At 75.8% G+C, this 15,272-nt stretch carries 15 protein-coding genes; 11 read left to right on the top strand and 4 right to left on the bottom strand.

Features of this window, described 5'->3' with window-relative positions; genetic code table 11:
• The first annotated feature begins 12 nt into the window (after positions 1–12).
• Together M446_RS21745 and M446_RS21740 are read left to right on the top strand one after the other, a co-directional pair.
• Positions 13–330 (top strand): EthD family reductase, encoded by a 318-nt coding sequence (locus tag M446_RS21745; RefSeq protein ID WP_012334268.1) that lies wholly within the window; start codon positions 13–15, stop codon positions 328–330.
• Positions 331–340: 10 nt separating this feature from the next.
• Positions 341–625 carry a hypothetical protein gene (locus tag M446_RS21740; RefSeq protein WP_012334267.1) on the top strand — a complete coding sequence of 95 codons (285 nt, stop codon included), beginning with the start codon at positions 341–343 and terminating at the stop codon, positions 623–625.
• A gap of 250 nt (positions 626–875) precedes the next feature.
• On the opposite strand, the gene M446_RS21735 is transcribed toward M446_RS21740, so the two are convergent.
• From M446_RS21735 to M446_RS21725, 3 genes are all read right to left on the bottom strand, one after another.
• Entirely contained in the window at positions 876–2,462 is a 1,587-nt protein-coding gene (locus M446_RS21735) for a heme biosynthesis protein HemY (RefSeq protein ID WP_012334266.1), read from the bottom strand.
• Between the two features lie 170 nt (positions 2,463–2,632).
• Positions 2,633–4,732, bottom strand: a complete 2,100-nt coding sequence (locus M446_RS21730; RefSeq protein WP_012334265.1) for a COG4223 family protein — start codon at positions 4,730–4,732, stop codon at positions 2,633–2,635.
• Positions 4,733–4,850: 118 nt separating this feature from the next.
• On the bottom strand, positions 4,851–5,639 hold the full coding sequence (locus M446_RS21725) for a uroporphyrinogen-III synthase (RefSeq protein ID WP_012334264.1): 789 nt from the start codon (positions 5,637–5,639) through the stop codon (positions 4,851–4,853).
• A gap of 153 nt (positions 5,640–5,792) precedes the next feature.
• On the opposite strand from M446_RS21725, the gene tsaD reads away from it, so the two are divergent.
• The 9 genes from tsaD (at position 5,793) to M446_RS21680 (ending at position 13,548) form a co-directional block, all read left to right on the top strand.
• A complete protein-coding gene (gene tsaD / locus M446_RS21720; RefSeq protein WP_012334263.1) occupies positions 5,793–6,839 on the top strand; it encodes a tRNA (adenosine(37)-N6)-threonylcarbamoyltransferase complex transferase subunit TsaD in 1,047 nt (348 codons plus the stop codon).
• Positions 6,836–7,726 carry a GNAT family N-acetyltransferase gene (locus tag M446_RS21715; protein ID WP_012334262.1) on the top strand — a complete coding sequence of 297 codons (891 nt, stop codon included), beginning with the start codon at positions 6,836–6,838 and terminating at the stop codon, positions 7,724–7,726. The genes tsaD and M446_RS21715 overlap by 4 nt, the downstream gene beginning before the upstream one ends.
• On the top strand, positions 7,723–8,724 hold the full coding sequence (locus M446_RS21710) for an NAD(P)H-dependent glycerol-3-phosphate dehydrogenase (RefSeq protein WP_012334261.1): 1,002 nt from the start codon (positions 7,723–7,725) through the stop codon (positions 8,722–8,724). The genes M446_RS21715 and M446_RS21710 overlap by 4 nt, the downstream gene beginning before the upstream one ends.
• Before the next feature lie 153 nt (positions 8,725–8,877).
• Positions 8,878–9,300 carry a cupin domain-containing protein gene (locus tag M446_RS21705; protein ID WP_012334260.1) on the top strand — a complete coding sequence of 141 codons (423 nt, stop codon included), beginning with the start codon at positions 8,878–8,880 and terminating at the stop codon, positions 9,298–9,300.
• Between the two features lie 210 nt (positions 9,301–9,510).
• Positions 9,511–9,810, top strand: coding sequence for a PilZ domain-containing protein (locus M446_RS21700; protein WP_012334259.1), 300 nt, complete (start codon positions 9,511–9,513; stop codon positions 9,808–9,810).
• A 101-nt stretch (positions 9,811–9,911) separates the two neighbouring features.
• A complete protein-coding gene (gene trmD / locus M446_RS21695; RefSeq protein WP_012334258.1) occupies positions 9,912–10,646 on the top strand; it encodes a tRNA (guanosine(37)-N1)-methyltransferase TrmD in 735 nt (244 codons plus the stop codon).
• A 172-nt stretch (positions 10,647–10,818) separates the two neighbouring features.
• Positions 10,819–11,160, top strand: a complete 342-nt coding sequence (locus tag M446_RS21690) for a PilZ domain-containing protein (protein WP_018259769.1) — start codon at positions 10,819–10,821, stop codon at positions 11,158–11,160.
• 103 nt (positions 11,161–11,263) lie between these two features.
• The gene (gene rnd, locus M446_RS21685; protein ID WP_012334256.1) at positions 11,264–12,448 is read left to right on the top strand and encodes a ribonuclease D; all 1,185 of its coding nucleotides are present in this window, start codon (positions 11,264–11,266) and stop codon (positions 12,446–12,448) included.
• Positions 12,445–13,548: an acyltransferase family protein gene (locus M446_RS21680; RefSeq protein WP_012334255.1), complete on the top strand. Its 1,104-nt coding sequence runs from the start codon at positions 12,445–12,447 to the stop codon at positions 13,546–13,548. The genes rnd and M446_RS21680 overlap by 4 nt, the downstream gene beginning before the upstream one ends.
• A gap of 249 nt (positions 13,549–13,797) precedes the next feature.
• Here the strand turns inward: M446_RS21680 and argC are convergent, their stop codons facing one another.
• A complete protein-coding gene (gene argC / locus M446_RS21675; protein ID WP_012334254.1) occupies positions 13,798–14,775 on the bottom strand; it encodes an N-acetyl-gamma-glutamyl-phosphate reductase in 978 nt (325 codons plus the stop codon).
• Between the last annotated feature and the right edge of the window lie 497 nt (positions 14,776–15,272).

Raw genomic sequence — 15,272 nt, 5'->3', positions numbered from 1 at the left:
GAGAGCGCAGCGATGATCCTGGTGAGCGTGATGTATCCGGGCGGGGCTTCGCCCGCCTCCTTCGACCTCGACTACTACCTGTCGCGCCACATGCCGCTGGTGCGCGAGCGCTGGTCCGGGATGGGTCTGGAGAAGGCCGAGGTGGTGAAGGGCGCCGCCACGCCGGACGGCAGCCCGCCGCCCTTCCAGATCATGGCGCTCCTCAGCTTCCGCTCCCTGGAGGATTTCCAGAAGGCGGTGGCGGCCCACGGCAAGGAGATCTTCGCCGACATCCCGAACTTCACGCAGGCCCAGGCGCAGGTGCAGATCAACGAGCCGCAGGCCTGGTGAGCGGCGCCGCATGATCGACATCGTCAAGATCGTGAAGGAGCAGCACCCGGACCTCGGGGAGTACTTCGTGGTGCTGCGCCCCTATTCGGGGCTGATCGCGCCGGACACGCCCGACGCGCTGGCCGAGGAGGTGCAGGTCTGGGCGTCCACCGAGGCGCCGAGCGCCCGGCTGTGGCGGCGCAGCGTGACCTACGCGCTGTTCCCGGGCTGGCCGGAGGAGACGCGCGACCTGGAGGTGGTCTCCTTCGCGGACGCGGCGGACCTCGCCCGGTTCGCGACCCGCTGGACGCATTGAGCCGGGGTCGAGGGGGCGGGGCAGCGCCGCGCCCCCCTTCTCCCGGACGAGGGAGCCTGCGCCGAACGCGATGCGGGGACACAGGGGAGGGTCGGCCGGCACCGGTCCGGACGGCGCTCCGATCCCCGCCCCTCCCCGGCACGCCAGGTACCAAATCCGCTTGATCCCTTCGGGATGGCGGATTTGGGCTTCGCTCAGGCGCCGCGCGGGCGCGTGATCCGCGATCCGCCTGGATCAACCGGATCCCGGATCACACGACCCGCCGCGGCCGCTCGAGGAACGGGGCGTCGTCCTCCTTGGGCTTGGGCGGCGGGAACACCACCGGGGTCGCGGTGGCCGCGAAGGGCGGGGCCGAGGTGTCGAGCCCGTTCCCGGCCGGTGTCGGCGCGGCCTGTGCCGCCACGGGCGGGGCCGCCGCGGCCGGGGCCGGACGGGGCGCCTCCTCACGCACCGGCCTCGGCGCCGTCGCCTCGGGGGCGGGCGCCGGCAGCGGGCCGGCAGCGGGGGCCGGCTCCTCGTCCGGGAGCGGAAGGTCCTGGCTCCGGCCGGCGAGAAGCTCCGGCGGGGTCTGCCACACGAAGGCGTCGAGCCGCCCGCTGACCGGCGAGATCGGCGCCCAGCGGTCCGAGACGATCCCGTCCGCGCACCAGGCCGGGTCGCGCGGCGCGTGCGCCGCCCGGGACAGCCACTCGCGGGCCCGGCCGCTGCCGCGGCCGTGCTCGGTCTCCTCGATCTCCGCCATCAGCAGGTAGGCGCGCTGCGTCGGCGACTCGGCGAGCAGGGGCTGCAGCACGTCGCGGGCGCGCCCGAATTCCCGCGCCTCCAGGGCCGCCCGCGCGATGGCGAAGCGCGCCTCGGGGTGCCAGGAGGAGAGCCGGGCCAGGGTCTCGGCGCGGGCGAGGCGGTCGCGGCTCGAATCGCCGGGCCGCAGGTCGAGATAGACCCGGGCGAGGTCCGGGTGCGGGCCGGCCTTCCAGGCGGCCTCGATCACCCGGGCCGCCTTCTTGAGCTCGGCCCGGCGCGACAGCAGGCGCCCGGCCACCACCGCGGCCGGCACGAGGTCGGGCGCGAGACGCACCGCCTCGCGCGCCTGCGCCAGGGCCCGCTCCGGATCGCCCGCCTCCAGCTCCTGGGCGCTCGCCGTCAGCAGCACCGCCCGCTGGCGGCGCGACGCCGCCTTGTCGGCGAGGCCGAGGGCGGCGCGGCGCGACACCGTCTCCAGGGCGCCCGCCCAGTCCCGGTCGGCGCATTGCGCCTCCATCACCGCCTCGTTGGCCCAGGACACGCCCGGGGCGAGGCGCGACGCCTCGGCCGCGTAGGCTCGCGCGGTGGCCTCGTCGCCCTGCCGGCGCGCCTCGACGAAGAGGCCGCGCAGCCCGAGCACCCGCGTCTCGGAGGCCTCGGTCATGCGCCGGAAGGCCCGCTCGGCCCCGGCCCGGTCGCCCGAGATCTGCGCCGCCTGAGCGGTGAGGAGCAGGGCCAGGGGCTCGCTGCCGAGGAGCCGCTCCGCCTCGCCCGCGTGCCGCCGCGCCGCGGCCGGATCGCCGGAGCCCACCGCCACCATGCCGCGCGACAGCGCCTCGAAGCCGCGGGTGCGGCGCCGCTCGTGGCTGCTCGCGCGCATCCGCCGCGGCAGGCGCAGGACCCCGCGGGCGAGGCTCCACAGGAAGCCGAGCACCACCGCCAGGACCAGCACGCCGACGAGGGCCGCGTTCAGGCTCGTCGCCACGTCGACGCCGCCCCACGACACGGACACGACGCCGGGATGGTCGGCGAGCCAGACCGCCCCGTAGGCGGCGAGGGCCAGAAGGGCCAGGAAGGCGAGTGCGCGCCACATCGGTTCTTCAACTCCTCAGGTCCGCGACGGTCACGCGGCGGGGGCGGGCGCCCCTGGATCTGGGTGGTGGGCGCGCGCGGCGGGCTCCGGCTGTGGGATCCGCACCGATGCGCGCCGAGACGGCAAGCCGGTCGTTGGACGGAGCGGGGAGCCCCGGGCGGGCGCCGCGCTCAGCGCGCGGCACCCGACAGGGCACCGAACGCGGCCGCGAGCCGGGCGCGGGAGGCCTCGCCCGCCGCCGCCCGCGCCTTCAGCGTCGCGCCGAAGGAGGCGGCCTCCTTGCGCGCGGCCTCGGGCATCGCGTCGAAGGCCGCGGCCGCCTCCGGAATGGCGCCGCGGTCGAGGGCGTCCTGCACCTTCGCGACCGCGCCCTCCGTGGCATCGCCGGCCGGCTGGGCCGGCGCGCCGCCCTGCGCGGCCCCGTCCGACTTGCGCACCGTGACGATCGAGCCCGCCATGCTGGCGAGCCGGTCGGTGAAGCTGCCGCGCTCCGCCACCTCGCGCTGCCGGGCGGCCTTCACCGCCGCCACGATGCGGCCGCCGATCGGCCGGAATTCCTGGGCCAGGGCGGCGGCCGTGGGGGCGCCCTTGGCCGCGAAGGGCTCGAGCGGGCCGAGCGGCGGGCCGTCCTCCGGGCCGAGCTGCTTGAGCGCCGCCAGGGCATCCGCGTAGGGCGTGCCGTTGGCGAGCGCCGCCGCGATCCGGTCGGCCGCGACCGCGCGCAGGCCCGCCTGCAGCGCCCCCGCATCCGCCCGCCCGGCGAGGTCGCGGGCGAGGTCCGCGAGGCGCTGCTCCTGCGCCTTGCCGCGGGACTCGAAGGCCTGCTGGAGCGCGTCGAGCCGCCCGCCCAGGGCCTTGTCGGCCTCCTGATCGGCCGCGACCCGCTGGCCGAGCTCCGCCTGCAGGCCCTTCAGCCCCGAATCGAGCCCGTCGAGCCGGGTGCGCAGCTCGCCCGTATCGGCCTGGCCCTGCAGGGTCTGGACCGCCTGGGCGAGGCCGTCGACCTTCTGGCGCAGCTCGGGATCGCCGACCCGCCCCTGGAGGTCGCCGAGACGCTTGTCGAGGGCGTCGAGGCGCGCCTGCAGCGGCTCGCCGGACGCGTCCGGCGCCGCGGCGGGAGCCGGCGCCCCCGCGGCGGACGACGGGGAGGTCTCGGCCGCCGCCGGACGGCCCGACTGGGCCTCCTTCAGGGCCTCCGCGGCCCGGTCCGCGGCGGATTTGGCGGCCGCCTCGGCGCCGCGCACCGCGTCCGGCAGCGGGCGCAGGGCCGCCTCCGCCGCGGCGAGCCGCCGGTCGAGGGCCTGAACGCTGTCGCGGGGTGCGAGGTCGGCGAGGCGCTGATCGAGATTGGGCGCGGTCTCGGCGGATTTCGGCAGCAGGCCGTAGGCCGGGCCGTAGGTCTGGACGCCGTAGAGGAGGCCCGCGCCGATCACGCCGCCGAGGAGCGAGGCGGCCAGCACGGAGCCGAACCCGGCGCCGCCCGAGCGCGCCGGCGCCGGGCTCACCGCCGGGGTCGCGCCCGCGCGCGGCCCGGCCGGGCCGGAGGCGGCCGCGCCCGTGGCGCCGATCGGGCCGGTCGCGCCGCGCGGCGGCTCCGCCTTGACGGGATCGGGCTTGGCCGCAGCGGCGGCCTCGGGCTTGACGCCGAGGGGCGACGTGCCCGGTCCAGTCGATGAGCCCGGTCCAGTCGATGGGCCCGGTCCAGTCTTGGGCACGGTGGAGCCGGCAGCGCCCGCGGGGCCGGTCGGCCCCGGCTTCGCGGCGGCCGCCGCGGGTCCGGTGCTGCCCGGCGGCACGGCGGGCTTGGCGCCGGCGAGAGCCGCCCCTGTGGGCGACGCGCCCGTCGGCGATGCGGGCGTGGGCGACGCGGGCGACGCGCCCGGGCCGGTCGCGCCGGCGGCGCCCGGCGGCCTCGGACCGCCCGGGTTCGAGGCCGGAACGGAGGTCGCGGCCGGGCCGGGCTTCGGCGGCTCGGCGGGTCTGGGCGGTTCGGGCGGCGCTGCCGGCTTGCCGGGGGCCGCGGCGCTCGGCGTCGGGCCGGGCTTCGGCGCCGCGCCGGCAGCGGGTTTCGGCGGCTCGCCGGGCCTCGGCGGATCGGCGGGCTTCGGCGGATCGGCGGGCTTGGCCCCCGCCGGGCCGGTCGCTCCCTTGGCGGGCGTCTCGCTCACGCGGGTGGCCTTCAGGTCGATGATCGGGCCGTCCGCCGGGTTGGGGCCGCGTCCGCCCGGCCGGTTGCGGGAATCCTGGGGGTCCTTGTCGGATGGGGTCACGGCCGAAGATCCTCACCTCTGAGCGGGGCGCGCAGGGACGCCCGTCGGCTGGGTCCGGCCCGCCGAGACGGGACCGGACCGGGCCCGCGCGGAACGCGGCCGCTCTGTTGCGCCGTCCTTAGCATCGGTCACGGCCCAGGCGCGAGCCTGCTTGCGCGGACGGAAAAGGGGTTAGGCCGGAGAGGAGTGCGTCCTCCGTCGGCATTGCCGCGACCAGATGGGACAGGATCCCGGCGGCGACCAGGGGCGCGGCGCAATCCTCCGAGAGGCACAGATGCGCCAGCCGGGCGAAGCCGGCCTCGCACCCCGCCGCGCGGGCGAGGCCCAGAGCCGCGGCGGCGCTGCGGCGGGAATAGTGCAGGGCCGCGTCGAGGCGCGCCTCGGCGAGGGCCGCGGCGACCGGATCGGGCAGCTGCGGCAGCGGCCGGGCCGCGTAGGCGATCCAGGTCGTGACCGGGAAGCCGGCCGCCGCGAGGCTCGCGGCGGGCTCGGGCTTGCGCTCCCGGCCGGCCGCGTGGAGCAGGGCGGCGCCGGGCGGCAGGGATCCGGTGATCAGGCCCACCAGGGAGGCCGCGTCGCCCCCGGCCTCGCGGATCTCGCGCAGGCCCGCCGCCCGGGCGGCCTCGGCCGTGCGGGCGCCGACGCAGAAGGCCGGAAGGCCGGTCAGCCCGGCCGGGCCGAGGGCCGGCGCCGCGTTGGCGCTGGTGAGGATCAGGGCGTCGAAGCGCCCGTCCGGCGGCGGGACGTGGCTCGGCGCGAGGTCGAGGACCGGAGCGAGGAGCGGCGCGTGGCCGAGCGCGGCCACCCGCGCGGCCGTGCGCGCACCGGCCGGGAGCGGCCGCGCGACCCAGACGCGCAGGGGCGCCCGATCCAGCCTCGGCGCGCTGCCGCTCACGTCGCCTCCCATCTTTGCGGTCCCGGGCACTCCGGGTTATCTGACGGCCAGCATACCGGCCCGGGTACCGCCAGGATACCGGCCGGGGCAGTGCCAGCATACCGGCGAAGGCGCCGCGCGCCATCCCCGTTCCCCGTTTCTCGGCCCCTCGCGAGCGCGACCCCCATGAACGTCCTCGGCATCGAGACCACCTGCGACGAGACCGCCGCCGCGATCGTCACCGCGGCGGAGGACGGGCGCGCGGTGATCCGCGCCAACGAGGTGCTGAGCCAGATCGCCGAGCACGCGGCCTATGGCGGCGTGGTGCCCGAGATCGCCGCCCGCGCCCACGTGGAGGTGGTCGACCGGCTGATCGCCCGGGCGCTCCAGGAGGCGGGCCTGGGCTTCGACGACCTCGACGGCATCGCGGTCGCGGCCGGCCCGGGGCTGATCGGCGGCGTGCTCGTCGGCCTCGTCACCGCCAAGACCCTCTCGCTCGTCACGCGCAAGCCGCTCCTGGCGGTCAACCACCTGGAGGCGCATGCCCTGACCGCCCGGATGACGGACGGGATCGCCTTTCCGTACCTCCTGCTGCTCGCCTCGGGCGGTCACACCCAGCTCGTGGCCGTCAAGGGCGTGGGCGAGTATGTCCGCCTCGGCACCACGATCGACGACGCGATCGGCGAGGCCTTCGACAAGGCGGCCAAGCTCCTCGGCCTCGCCTATCCGGGCGGGCCCGAGGTCGAGCGGGCCGCCGAGGGCGGCGATCCGGAGCGCTTCGCCCTGCCCCGCCCGATGCTCGGCCGGCGCGAGCCGAACTTCTCCCTCTCGGGCCTCAAGACCGCCCTGCGGATCGAGGCGGAGCGCATCGCCCCCCTGTCCGGCCAGGATGTCGCCGATCTCTGCGCCAGCTTCCAGGCGGCGGTGGTGGACGTGGTCGTCGACCGCGTCCGGGTGGCCCTGCGCGCCTTCGGGGACGTTGCGGGCCACCCGACCGCCCTGGTGGCGGCGGGCGGCGTCGCCGCCAACGCGGCCCTGCGGCGGGCGCTCAGCCAGCTCGCGGGCGAGGCCGGGCTGCCCCTGGTCGCCCCGCCCCTGCCGCTCTGCGGCGACAACGGCGCGATGATCGCCTGGGCGGGCCTGGAGCGCCTGCGGCTCGGCCTCGTCGACGACATCACGGCGCCGGCCCGCCCGCGCTGGCCCTTCGCCGAACCCCTCGCGACGGCCGGGTGAGCGCCGTGTCGCGGCCCGAGCCGGGCGCCGCCGGCCTGCAGCGGCGCTGGCGGGCGCTGGTGGACGAGCGGCTGCCCGAGGCCGCCGCCGCGCGCGCGGATTGGCCGGTGCGCCTCAACCACTGCTTCGCCCGCATCCTCCTGGACAATGCCTGCGGCGGGCCCTGGCGCGAGAGCGTCGCGCCCCCGGCCTGGGCGAACATGCCCCCGACCCGGCTCGCGGCGGCGGTCGCGCTCGGCGAGGCGGTGCTGGCCGGGGAAGCCGACCTCGCCGACCTCAACCGCCGCTCCCTCGCGTGGCGGGGCCGGAGGCGGAGCGCCGCCCCGCCCGGCGCGCTGGCGGCGGAGGGCTTCTGCCTGAGGCGCTGGCGGCGGGCGGACGACGCCCCCTTCGCGGCGCTCAACGCCGATCCGGAGGTGATGCGCTTCTTCCCCGCCCCGAAGAGCCGGCGCGAGAGCGAGGCCGAGGCCCGCGCCCTCGACCGGCGCTTCGAGCAGGACGGGTTCGGGCCCTGGGCGCTGGAGGCGCGCGGCACTTTCGTGGGGTTCGTCGGCTGCTGGCGGCCGGTGCGGCCCCTGCCGTTCGCGGCGGTGCCGGGAAGTCTCGTCGAGATCGGCTGGCGGCTGGCCCGCGACGCCTGGGGGCAGGGACTCGCGACCGCGGCCGCCCGGCTCGCCCTGGCGGACGCGTTCGGGCGCTGCGGGCTCACCGAGATCGTCGCCTACACGGCGCTCCTCAACCGGCCCTCGCAGCGGGTCATGGAGCGGCTCGGCATGGAGCGGGTCGAGGATTTCGCCCACCCGGCCCTGGCGGACGGCGACCCGCTGCGCCCGCACGTGCTCTACCGCCTGAGCGCCGCCGCCTTCGCGGCCGGAGGCGCCGCGTGAGCGCCGGCCCGGTGGCGGTGGTGGGCGGGGGCGCCTGGGGCACCGCGCTCGCCAACGCGGCCGCGAGCGCCGCCCCGCGCGAGGTCGTGCTGTGGCTGCGCGACGCGCAGGCGGCCCGCGCCATGGCGGAGCGGCGCGAGAACGCCCGCTACCTGCCGGGCGTGCCGCTGCACCCGGGCGTGCGTCCGACCGCCGAGGCCGCGTCCCTGCGCGCGGCCGGCTCCGTGCTCGTCGTCACCCCGGCCCAGACCCTGCGCGGGGTGCTGAGCGATCTCGCGCCCTGGCTCGCCCCCGCGGCGCCGCTCATCCTCTGCGCCAAGGGCATCGAGCGGGGCACGGACGCCTTCCTGACCGAGGTCGCCGCCGCGATCCTGCCGGGCGCGACGCTCGCCGTGCTCTCGGGCCCGAGCTTCGCGGCGGACGTGGCGCGCGGATTGCCCACCGCCGTGACGCTGGCGACGCCGGAGGCGGCGCGCGGGGCGCAGCTCGCCGCCGCCCTGTCGGGGCCGAGCTTCCGGGTCTATCACGGCACCGACATGCGCGGGGTCGAGATCGGCGGCGCGGCCAAGAACGTGCTGGCCATCGCCTGCGGGGCGGTGATCGGGCGCGGCCTCGGCGAGAGCGCCCGGGCGGCCCTGGTGGCCCGCAGCTTCGCCGAACTGCGCCGCTTCGCCCGCGCCTTCGGGGCCCGGCCGGAGACGCTGATGGGCCTCTCCGGGCTCGGGGACCTCGTCCTGACGGCGGCCTCGCCGCAATCGCGCAACTTCGCCTTCGGGGAGCGGCTGGGACGCGGCGCCTCGCCGGACCAGGCCGCGGGCGGCAAGCTCGCGGAGGGCGCCCTCACGGCCCCGGCCCTCGTCGGACTCGCCCGCCGCCGCGGCGTCGAGATGCCGGTCGCCGAGGCGGTGGCGGGCGTCGTCGCCGGCACCCTCAGCCTCGACGAGGCCATCACCGGACTGCTCAGCCGCCCGCTCCGGGCCGAGGAGGAGCCGGTCTGACTCGATCCAGACCGGAATCTCGGCCCACGATCACGGTCGAGCGGGAGGCGAAGTCGGGCCAATAGTCCGGCCAAGACTTGACGTTGACTGATCATCACGGGACCTTCGGGTCTGCCCCGGCGCGCGAGACCGGGCGACCTGGGAGGACGTCTGATGATGACACGTCGCGGCTTCGGCCGGCTCGCATCCTGCGCGCTCTGCGCGAGCGCCGGGTTCCTGGCCACGGAGGTGGCCGCGCAGACGCAGCCCGGCGTCGGTGCGGGCATCCGGCGCAAGCTCCTGGCGCAGACGGAGGGCCCGGCGCCGGGCTACGTCACGCTGCTGATGGATGTGGAGATCGACGCGGGCACGGTGGTGGGCCGCCACACGCATCCGGGCGTCGAATCCACCTACGTGATCGAGGGCGAGCTGGAGCTGCCGGTCGAGGGCCAGCCGACCCGGCTCGTGCGGGCCGGGGATTCCTTCCAGGTGCCGCCGCACACGCCCCATGCCGGCGGCAAGGCCAGCGACAAGGCCGTGCGGCTCAGCGTCACCTACGTGCTGGAGAAGGGCAAGCCGATCGCCACGCCGGTGTGACCGGCCGCGGCGGGACGGCCGGTGATCGCCGGCCGTCCCCTGTGCCGCAACGGAACAGACCTGTGCCCGCTCCCTCGCGGCGCCGGCCGAGCGCGCGACGATCCGCACGCATCGGTTGTACATGCCCGCCCCTCCCGGTTCCGCCGCGGCACTCCCGGCGCGGCCGGACACTTGCAGGCGATCGGTCATTCGCCACGATGGAGGAGTGTCTTGATCGACGAGCGCCGCAGATCCCCCCGCACGCCGACCTACCTGCGCGGCCGCATCGGCTACAACCGCGGCGACTGGAGCCTGACCTGCGTGGTGCGCAACCTGTCATTGCAGGGTGCGCTGGTCCACGTGTCGAGCGCGGTGCCGCTCCCGGACGAGGTGGAGCTGGCGGTCGACCGGCTCGACCTGCGCCGGCGCGCCCGGGTCGTGTGGCGGCACGAGGAGCGGGTCGGCCTCGCCCTGGCGCCCGAGCCGGGCGGGGTCGTGATCCCGTTCCCGGGGAGGCGGCGGCCCGGCTGAGCGTGTCGGCCGCCGCGGCGCTCGGTCGACCGACCGCGGCGCTCGGTTGACCGACCGCGGCGCTCGGTTGACCGACCGCGCCGCGCGGGCGATCAGGCCCCATGACGACCCTGATGTCGGCCCCCATCTCGACCCCGATCCCCTGGCGCGCGACGGTCCTGACGCTCTTCCCGGAGATGTTCCCGGGCCCTCTCGGCCTGTCGCTCTCGGGCGACGCGCTCGCCCGGGGCGCCTGGGCGATCGAGGCGCGCAACATCCGCGACCACGGCCTCGGCCGGCATCGGGCGGTCGACGACACGCCGGCCGGGGGCGGGGCCGGCATGGTCCTGCGCTGCGACGTCCTCGCCGCCGCGATCGATGCCGCCGCCCCTCCGGGCGACGCCCGCCCCCGCCTCCTGATGAGCCCGCGCGGAGTGCCCCTCACCCAGGCCCGGGTGCGGGTGCTGAGCGAGGGGCCCGGCCTGGTCGCCGTGTGCGGGCGCTTCGAGGGCGTCGACGAGCGCGTGATCGCGGCCCGCGGGCTGGAGGAGGTCTCGATCGGCGATTACGTGCTCTCGGGAGGCGAACTCGCGGCCCTCGTGCTGATCGACGCCTGCGTGCGGCTGCTGCCCGGGGTCATGGGCAAGGCCGCCTCCGGTACGGAGGAGAGTTTCGAGGGCGGGCTGCTCGAATATCCCCACTACACGCGCCCGCGCGCCTGGGAGGGCCGCACGATTCCCGAGGTGCTGACCGGCGGCAATCACGCGGCGATCGCCCGCTGGCGCGCCGAGGAGGCACTCCGGCTCACCCGGGCCCGCCGCCCCGACCTGCTGACCGAGGGACGCCCGAAGGGCTGACCGGTCCAACCGCGCCTCGTCCCACTACGTCAGCGGGGGACATCAGCCGGGATGCTTAACGGAGAACTTGCGCATTCGCGCGCCTTCTCGTTTCATGTCGGAACCTTTTCCTGAGAGCTGGTCTTCGCTGGCGACGAGGACCACCCTCGAACGGGGAGTGGAGCGGACGGCGATGAGGCAGCGGCGCGCGAATCCCCGCATCCCGACCTTCATGGGCGGGCGGATCCGCCTGCCCGGCGGAACCGGCGTGACCTGCGTGGTGCGCAACATCTCGGCGGGCGGCGCGCTCCTCGACGTCTCGAACGCGGCCGTGCTGCCGGAGCAGGTCGACCTCTGGGTCGAGCAGATCGGGCTGGAGCGCCGCGTCCGGATCGTCTGGCGCAAGGACGGCCGGGTCGGCGTCGCCTTCGTGGACGACGCGCCCACCCCGTTCCTGTCCCGCGGGGCGACGCAGGCGGCCGGCCCGAGCGAGGCGGATCGCCGCACGGCATCGCCCCCGCGCGAGGAGCCGTGAGGAGGCCGCGCGAGCCCGGCCCGCACCGCCCGGGCGCCCCCATCCACCGGACCGCGGCGGGGCGTCTCGCCCTTCCGCGCGGCCTCCATTATAGCGGCACTTCATGAAGCTGATCACCTCGACGGACGATCTCACGTCCGCCTGCGCGCATCTCTCGACGCAACCCTTCGTGACCGTCGACACGGAGTTCATGCGCGAGACGACCTACTACCCGAAGCTCTGCCTGATCCAGATCGCGGCGCCGGACGGGACGACGGCCCTCGTCGACCCGCTGGCGCCCGGCATCGACCTCGCGCCCTTCTTCGCCCTGATGGGCGACGAGGGGGTGCTCAAGGTCTTCCACTCGGCCCGGCAGGACCTGGAGATCATCTGGCTCCAGGGCGGGCTCCTGCCCCAGCCCTTCTTCGACACGCAGGTCGCCGCCATGGTCTGCGGCTACGGCGATTCGGTCTCCTACGAGCAGCTCGTCAACGACGTCGCCAAGGCGAAGGTCGACAAGTCCTCGCGCTTCACCGACTGGTCGCGCCGCCCCCTCTCGGAGGCGCAGCTGACCTACGCCCTCTCGGACGTCACGCACCTGATCAAGGTCTACGAGGCGCTGGCGCGCCAGCTCCTCGCCAGCGACCGCGGGGCGTGGCTCGACGAGGAGATGGCGGTGCTCACCTCGCCCGAGACCTACGAGGCCGACCCCGCCCAGGCGTGGCGCCGGCTGGCCGGGCGCATGCGCAAGCCCCGCGAGATCGCGGTGCTGATGGAGGTGGCGGCCTGGCGCGAGCGCGAGGCGCAGGGCCGCAACGTGCCGCGCGGGCGCATCCTCAAGGACGAGGCCGTGCTCGACGTCGCGACCGCCGCCCCCCGCAGCATCGAGGCGCTCGGGCGGCTGCGCACCATCCCGACGGGGTTCGAGCGCTCCCGCACCGGCACCGAGATCCTGGCGGCGGTCGAGCGCGGCCTCGCCCGCGACCTCGCCACCGTCCCGATGCCCGAGCGCGGGCGGCCGCGCGGCGGCGGCAACGGGGCCCTGGTCGAGCTCCTCAAGGTGCTGCTCAAGGCGGTCTGCGAGGAGGAGAGGGTGGCGCCCAAGATCATCGCCACGGTCGACGAGCTCGAAGCGCTCGCGGACGACGACGCGGCCCCGGTCCCGGTCCTCAGCGGCTGGCGGCGCCAGCTCTTCGGCGAGAAGGCGCTCGCCCTCAAGGCCGGGCGGCTCGCGCTCTCGGCCGAGGGCGGCCGCGTGGTGGTGCGCGCCCTCGGCGGGGCGCGGGCCGAGCGGGAACCGGTCGAGTGACGGACGGCCGGCGGGCCAACAATCTCGGGCTGCTGCGCCTCCTGCTCGCGGGGCTGGTGGTGGTGTCCCACTCGCCCGAGCTGATCGACGGCGACCGCTCGCGCGAGATCCTGACCCGGCTCACCGGCACCCTGTCCTTCGGGGAGGTCGCGGTGGACGGCTTCTTCGTGCTGAGCGGCTACCTGATCACGCGCAGCTGGCTCGCCTCCGCCTCGGGCGCGTCGTACCTCGCCAAGCGGGTGCTGCGGATCTATCCGGGCTACCTCGTCGCCTCGCTCGCCTGCATCGGGATCGTCGCGCCGCTGGCGGGCGGCGACCTCGCGGCGCTGCGGATCCCGGACGCGCTCGGGCGCCTGCTGCTCCTCGGCGCGCCGGCGGTGCCGCGGGCCTTCGAGGGCCTGCCCTACCCCTACCTCAATGGCGCGGCCTGGACGATCGTCTACGAGTTCGCCTGCTACCTTTTGGTCGCCGGCCTCGGCTGCTGCGGGCTGCTCCGGCCGGACCGCCGCTTCCTCGCCGGGATGGCGCTCCTCGCCGGGCTCTGCCTGCTCGTCTGGCACCCGGCCCTGGCCTCCGGCAGCCCGCTCCTGTTCAAGCTGAAGCACGGGCTGCGCTTCGCCCTGATCTTCGCCTGCGGCAGCGCCTTCTTCCTGTTCGGCGAGCGCATCCGCTTCTCGGCGGGGCGGGCCGCCCTCGCCGCGCTGCTGCTCGCGGGATTGCTGGGCCGGCCGGGCCTCGCCGAGCCCGCCTTCGTGGTCCTGGGCGGCTTCCTGCTGCTCTGGTTCGCCTTCGCGGTGCCGCCGCTGCGGATCGGGCGCTTCACGCAGCGGACGGACCTCTCCTACGGGGTCTACCTCTATGCCTGGCCGCTCCAGAACCTGATCGTGGCGCAGGATCGCGGCGTCGCGCCCTGGCTGGTGACGGTCGCCGCCCTGACGGGGGCGGGGCTGCTGGCGTGGCTCAGCTGGCACCTCGTCGAGCGCCCCGCCCTGGCGCGCCGGGACGTGCTCGCCCGCCTCTTCGCCCGGATCGCCGCGAGTGCGGGCCGGCTCGCCGGTGCCGGGCGGGGTGCGGCGGGGGACTCGCTCCCGCCGCGGTGAGCGGCGGTCGCTCGGTCGAAGACCCGCTCGGATCCAGGCACCGACACGGCTGTCTCCCTCTGCGCCGTCGCGCTCGTGGCCCGTATCGTGCGCGGATCTGATGGAAACTCCGAGTTCGTTTGTGCTTGGCGCAGGGATCTGTCGCAGGTGCCGGCCGTGCGTCAGGGGCAATACGCAACCAGCTTGATCATCATGAGCTCGGCTTGCGCCCCGTAGCGGATCGACAAGCTGCCCGCAGGCCCGCCTTCGTCATGGCCAAACAGGTAGGCCGTCCAGCCCCGCGGTTTCCGGCAGGCCGCAGATCAGGTTTGCATTCTGCACCGCCTGGCCGGCCGCTCCCTTGCCGAGATTGTCGACCACGCCCATCGCGATCACCAAGTTGCGCTCCGGGTCGGCCGCATAGCTGACGAACGCGAGGTTCGAGCCGGTGGCCCATTTGGTCTGCGGCGGCTTGTCGGTGACGCGGACGAACGCCCGCCCGGCGTAGAAGCGCCGGGCCGCGTCCAAGCACTCGCCCGTGCTGGCGCGGCCGCGGCAATACATGGTGGCGAGGACGCCGCGGGTCATCGGCACCAAGTGTGGCGTGAACACCAGCCCTGCCGCGCTGCCGCCGCTCAGCCGCTCGATCGTCTTGGCGATCTCGGGCATGTGGACGTGCTTGAGCAGCCCGTAGGGCACCACGGTCTCGTTGGTTTCCGCGTAGCCGAACTTGCTGTCGGCGCCGCCCCGGCCCGCGCCGGAGATGCCGGTCTTGGCGTCGATCACGATGTTGTCAGGCTCGATCAGCCTCTCGGCCAGCAGCGGCGCCAGCGCGCTCAGCGTCGCCGCGGGGAAGCAGCCGGGATTGGCAACGCGGATCCGACCCTCGATCTCGGCTGGCCAGACATCGGCCAGGCCGTACGCCCAACCCTCGACGTAGCGGTGGTCGCCGCCGATGTCGACGATCCTCACGTCCTCGGGGACGCGCGCCAGCGCCTCGGCCGAGGCGCCCGTGGGCAGTGACGCGAACAGCAGGTCGAGCTTCGGCAGGGTCACGGGGTCCCACTTCTCGATCACCAGGTCGGCCAGCTTGGCCGGCACACCGGGGAAGCGGTCCACCAGACGGCTGCCGGCACTGCCCTCGCCTGCGGCGTAGATGAGCTCGAAAGAGGGGTGGCTCGCGACCAGGCGCATCGCCTCGCCGCCGCCAAAACCGCTGATCCCGACGATGCCGACGCGAATGCTCATGGTGGAGTCCTTCTGGGGTTCGGGCAAAAGAAAACCCCCGGAGCCGAGGGCTGCGGGGGTTCGGGAACGGGGACCGGCCGCTCCGGCGGGTGGGACCTACGGTGAGGCAGTCACCACGCGGAAGGACGCTGATCGACGCGCAGCCCGAAGAGCCACCGCTTGGGGGCAGCGGCGTCGGCGTCGGTCACAGAGGGTCTGGTTCCTGGGCATGTCCTGCGACCCTGTCGTTGGCCACCGTCATCGTCAAGCGGAATGTCCGCGTCCCACCCGTCGCGGCTTCCGCGCCGCGCCTAATCAGTCGCACGCCGGCAGGAGCAAGGCTGCGGCTTCCTCCGAGTCCGAGATGTCCGCGCAGGGCGGCCAGTCCGGGCTGCCGCGCTGCGCCAGCCGGTTCACCCAGATGCCCCGCACAGGGGCATCGGGAAGCCCTCGGTGGCTGGCACGCGGCAACGCGAGGCGAAGCGGCGCCCGCGCGCATCCCGAGGGCGTCCGCCTCC

Source organism: Methylobacterium sp. 4-46, assembly GCF_000019365.1.
Classification (GTDB): domain Bacteria; phylum Pseudomonadota; class Alphaproteobacteria; order Rhizobiales; family Beijerinckiaceae; genus Methylobacterium.
The sequence above is the reverse complement of the archived record's forward strand: the minus strand, read 5'-3'. Positions and strand labels throughout refer to the sequence as shown.

Bases quoted from the DNA above. Each gene is read 5' to 3' on its own strand.
- M446_RS21745 (WP_012334268.1), top strand. From the start codon at position 13: ATGATCCTGGTGAGCGTGATGTATCCGGGCGGGGCTTCGCCCGCCTCC.
- M446_RS21740 (WP_012334267.1), top strand. From the start codon at position 341: ATGATCGACATCGTCAAGATCGTGAAGGAGCAGCACCCGGACCTCGGG.
- M446_RS21735 (WP_012334266.1), bottom strand. From the start codon at position 2,462: ATGTGGCGCGCACTCGCCTTCCTGGCCCTTCTGGCCCTCGCCGCCTAC.
- M446_RS21725 (WP_012334264.1), bottom strand. From the start codon at position 5,639: ATGGGAGGCGACGTGAGCGGCAGCGCGCCGAGGCTGGATCGGGCGCCC.
- tsaD (WP_012334263.1), top strand. From the start codon at position 5,793: ATGAACGTCCTCGGCATCGAGACCACCTGCGACGAGACCGCCGCCGCG.
- M446_RS21705 (WP_012334260.1), top strand. From the start codon at position 8,878: ATGATGACACGTCGCGGCTTCGGCCGGCTCGCATCCTGCGCGCTCTGC.
- trmD (WP_012334258.1), top strand. From the start codon at position 9,912: ATGACGACCCTGATGTCGGCCCCCATCTCGACCCCGATCCCCTGGCGC.
- M446_RS21690 (WP_018259769.1), top strand. From the start codon at position 10,819: ATGAGGCAGCGGCGCGCGAATCCCCGCATCCCGACCTTCATGGGCGGG.
- rnd (WP_012334256.1), top strand. From the start codon at position 11,264: ATGAAGCTGATCACCTCGACGGACGATCTCACGTCCGCCTGCGCGCAT.
- argC (WP_012334254.1), bottom strand. From the start codon at position 14,775: ATGAGCATTCGCGTCGGCATCGTCGGGATCAGCGGTTTTGGCGGCGGC.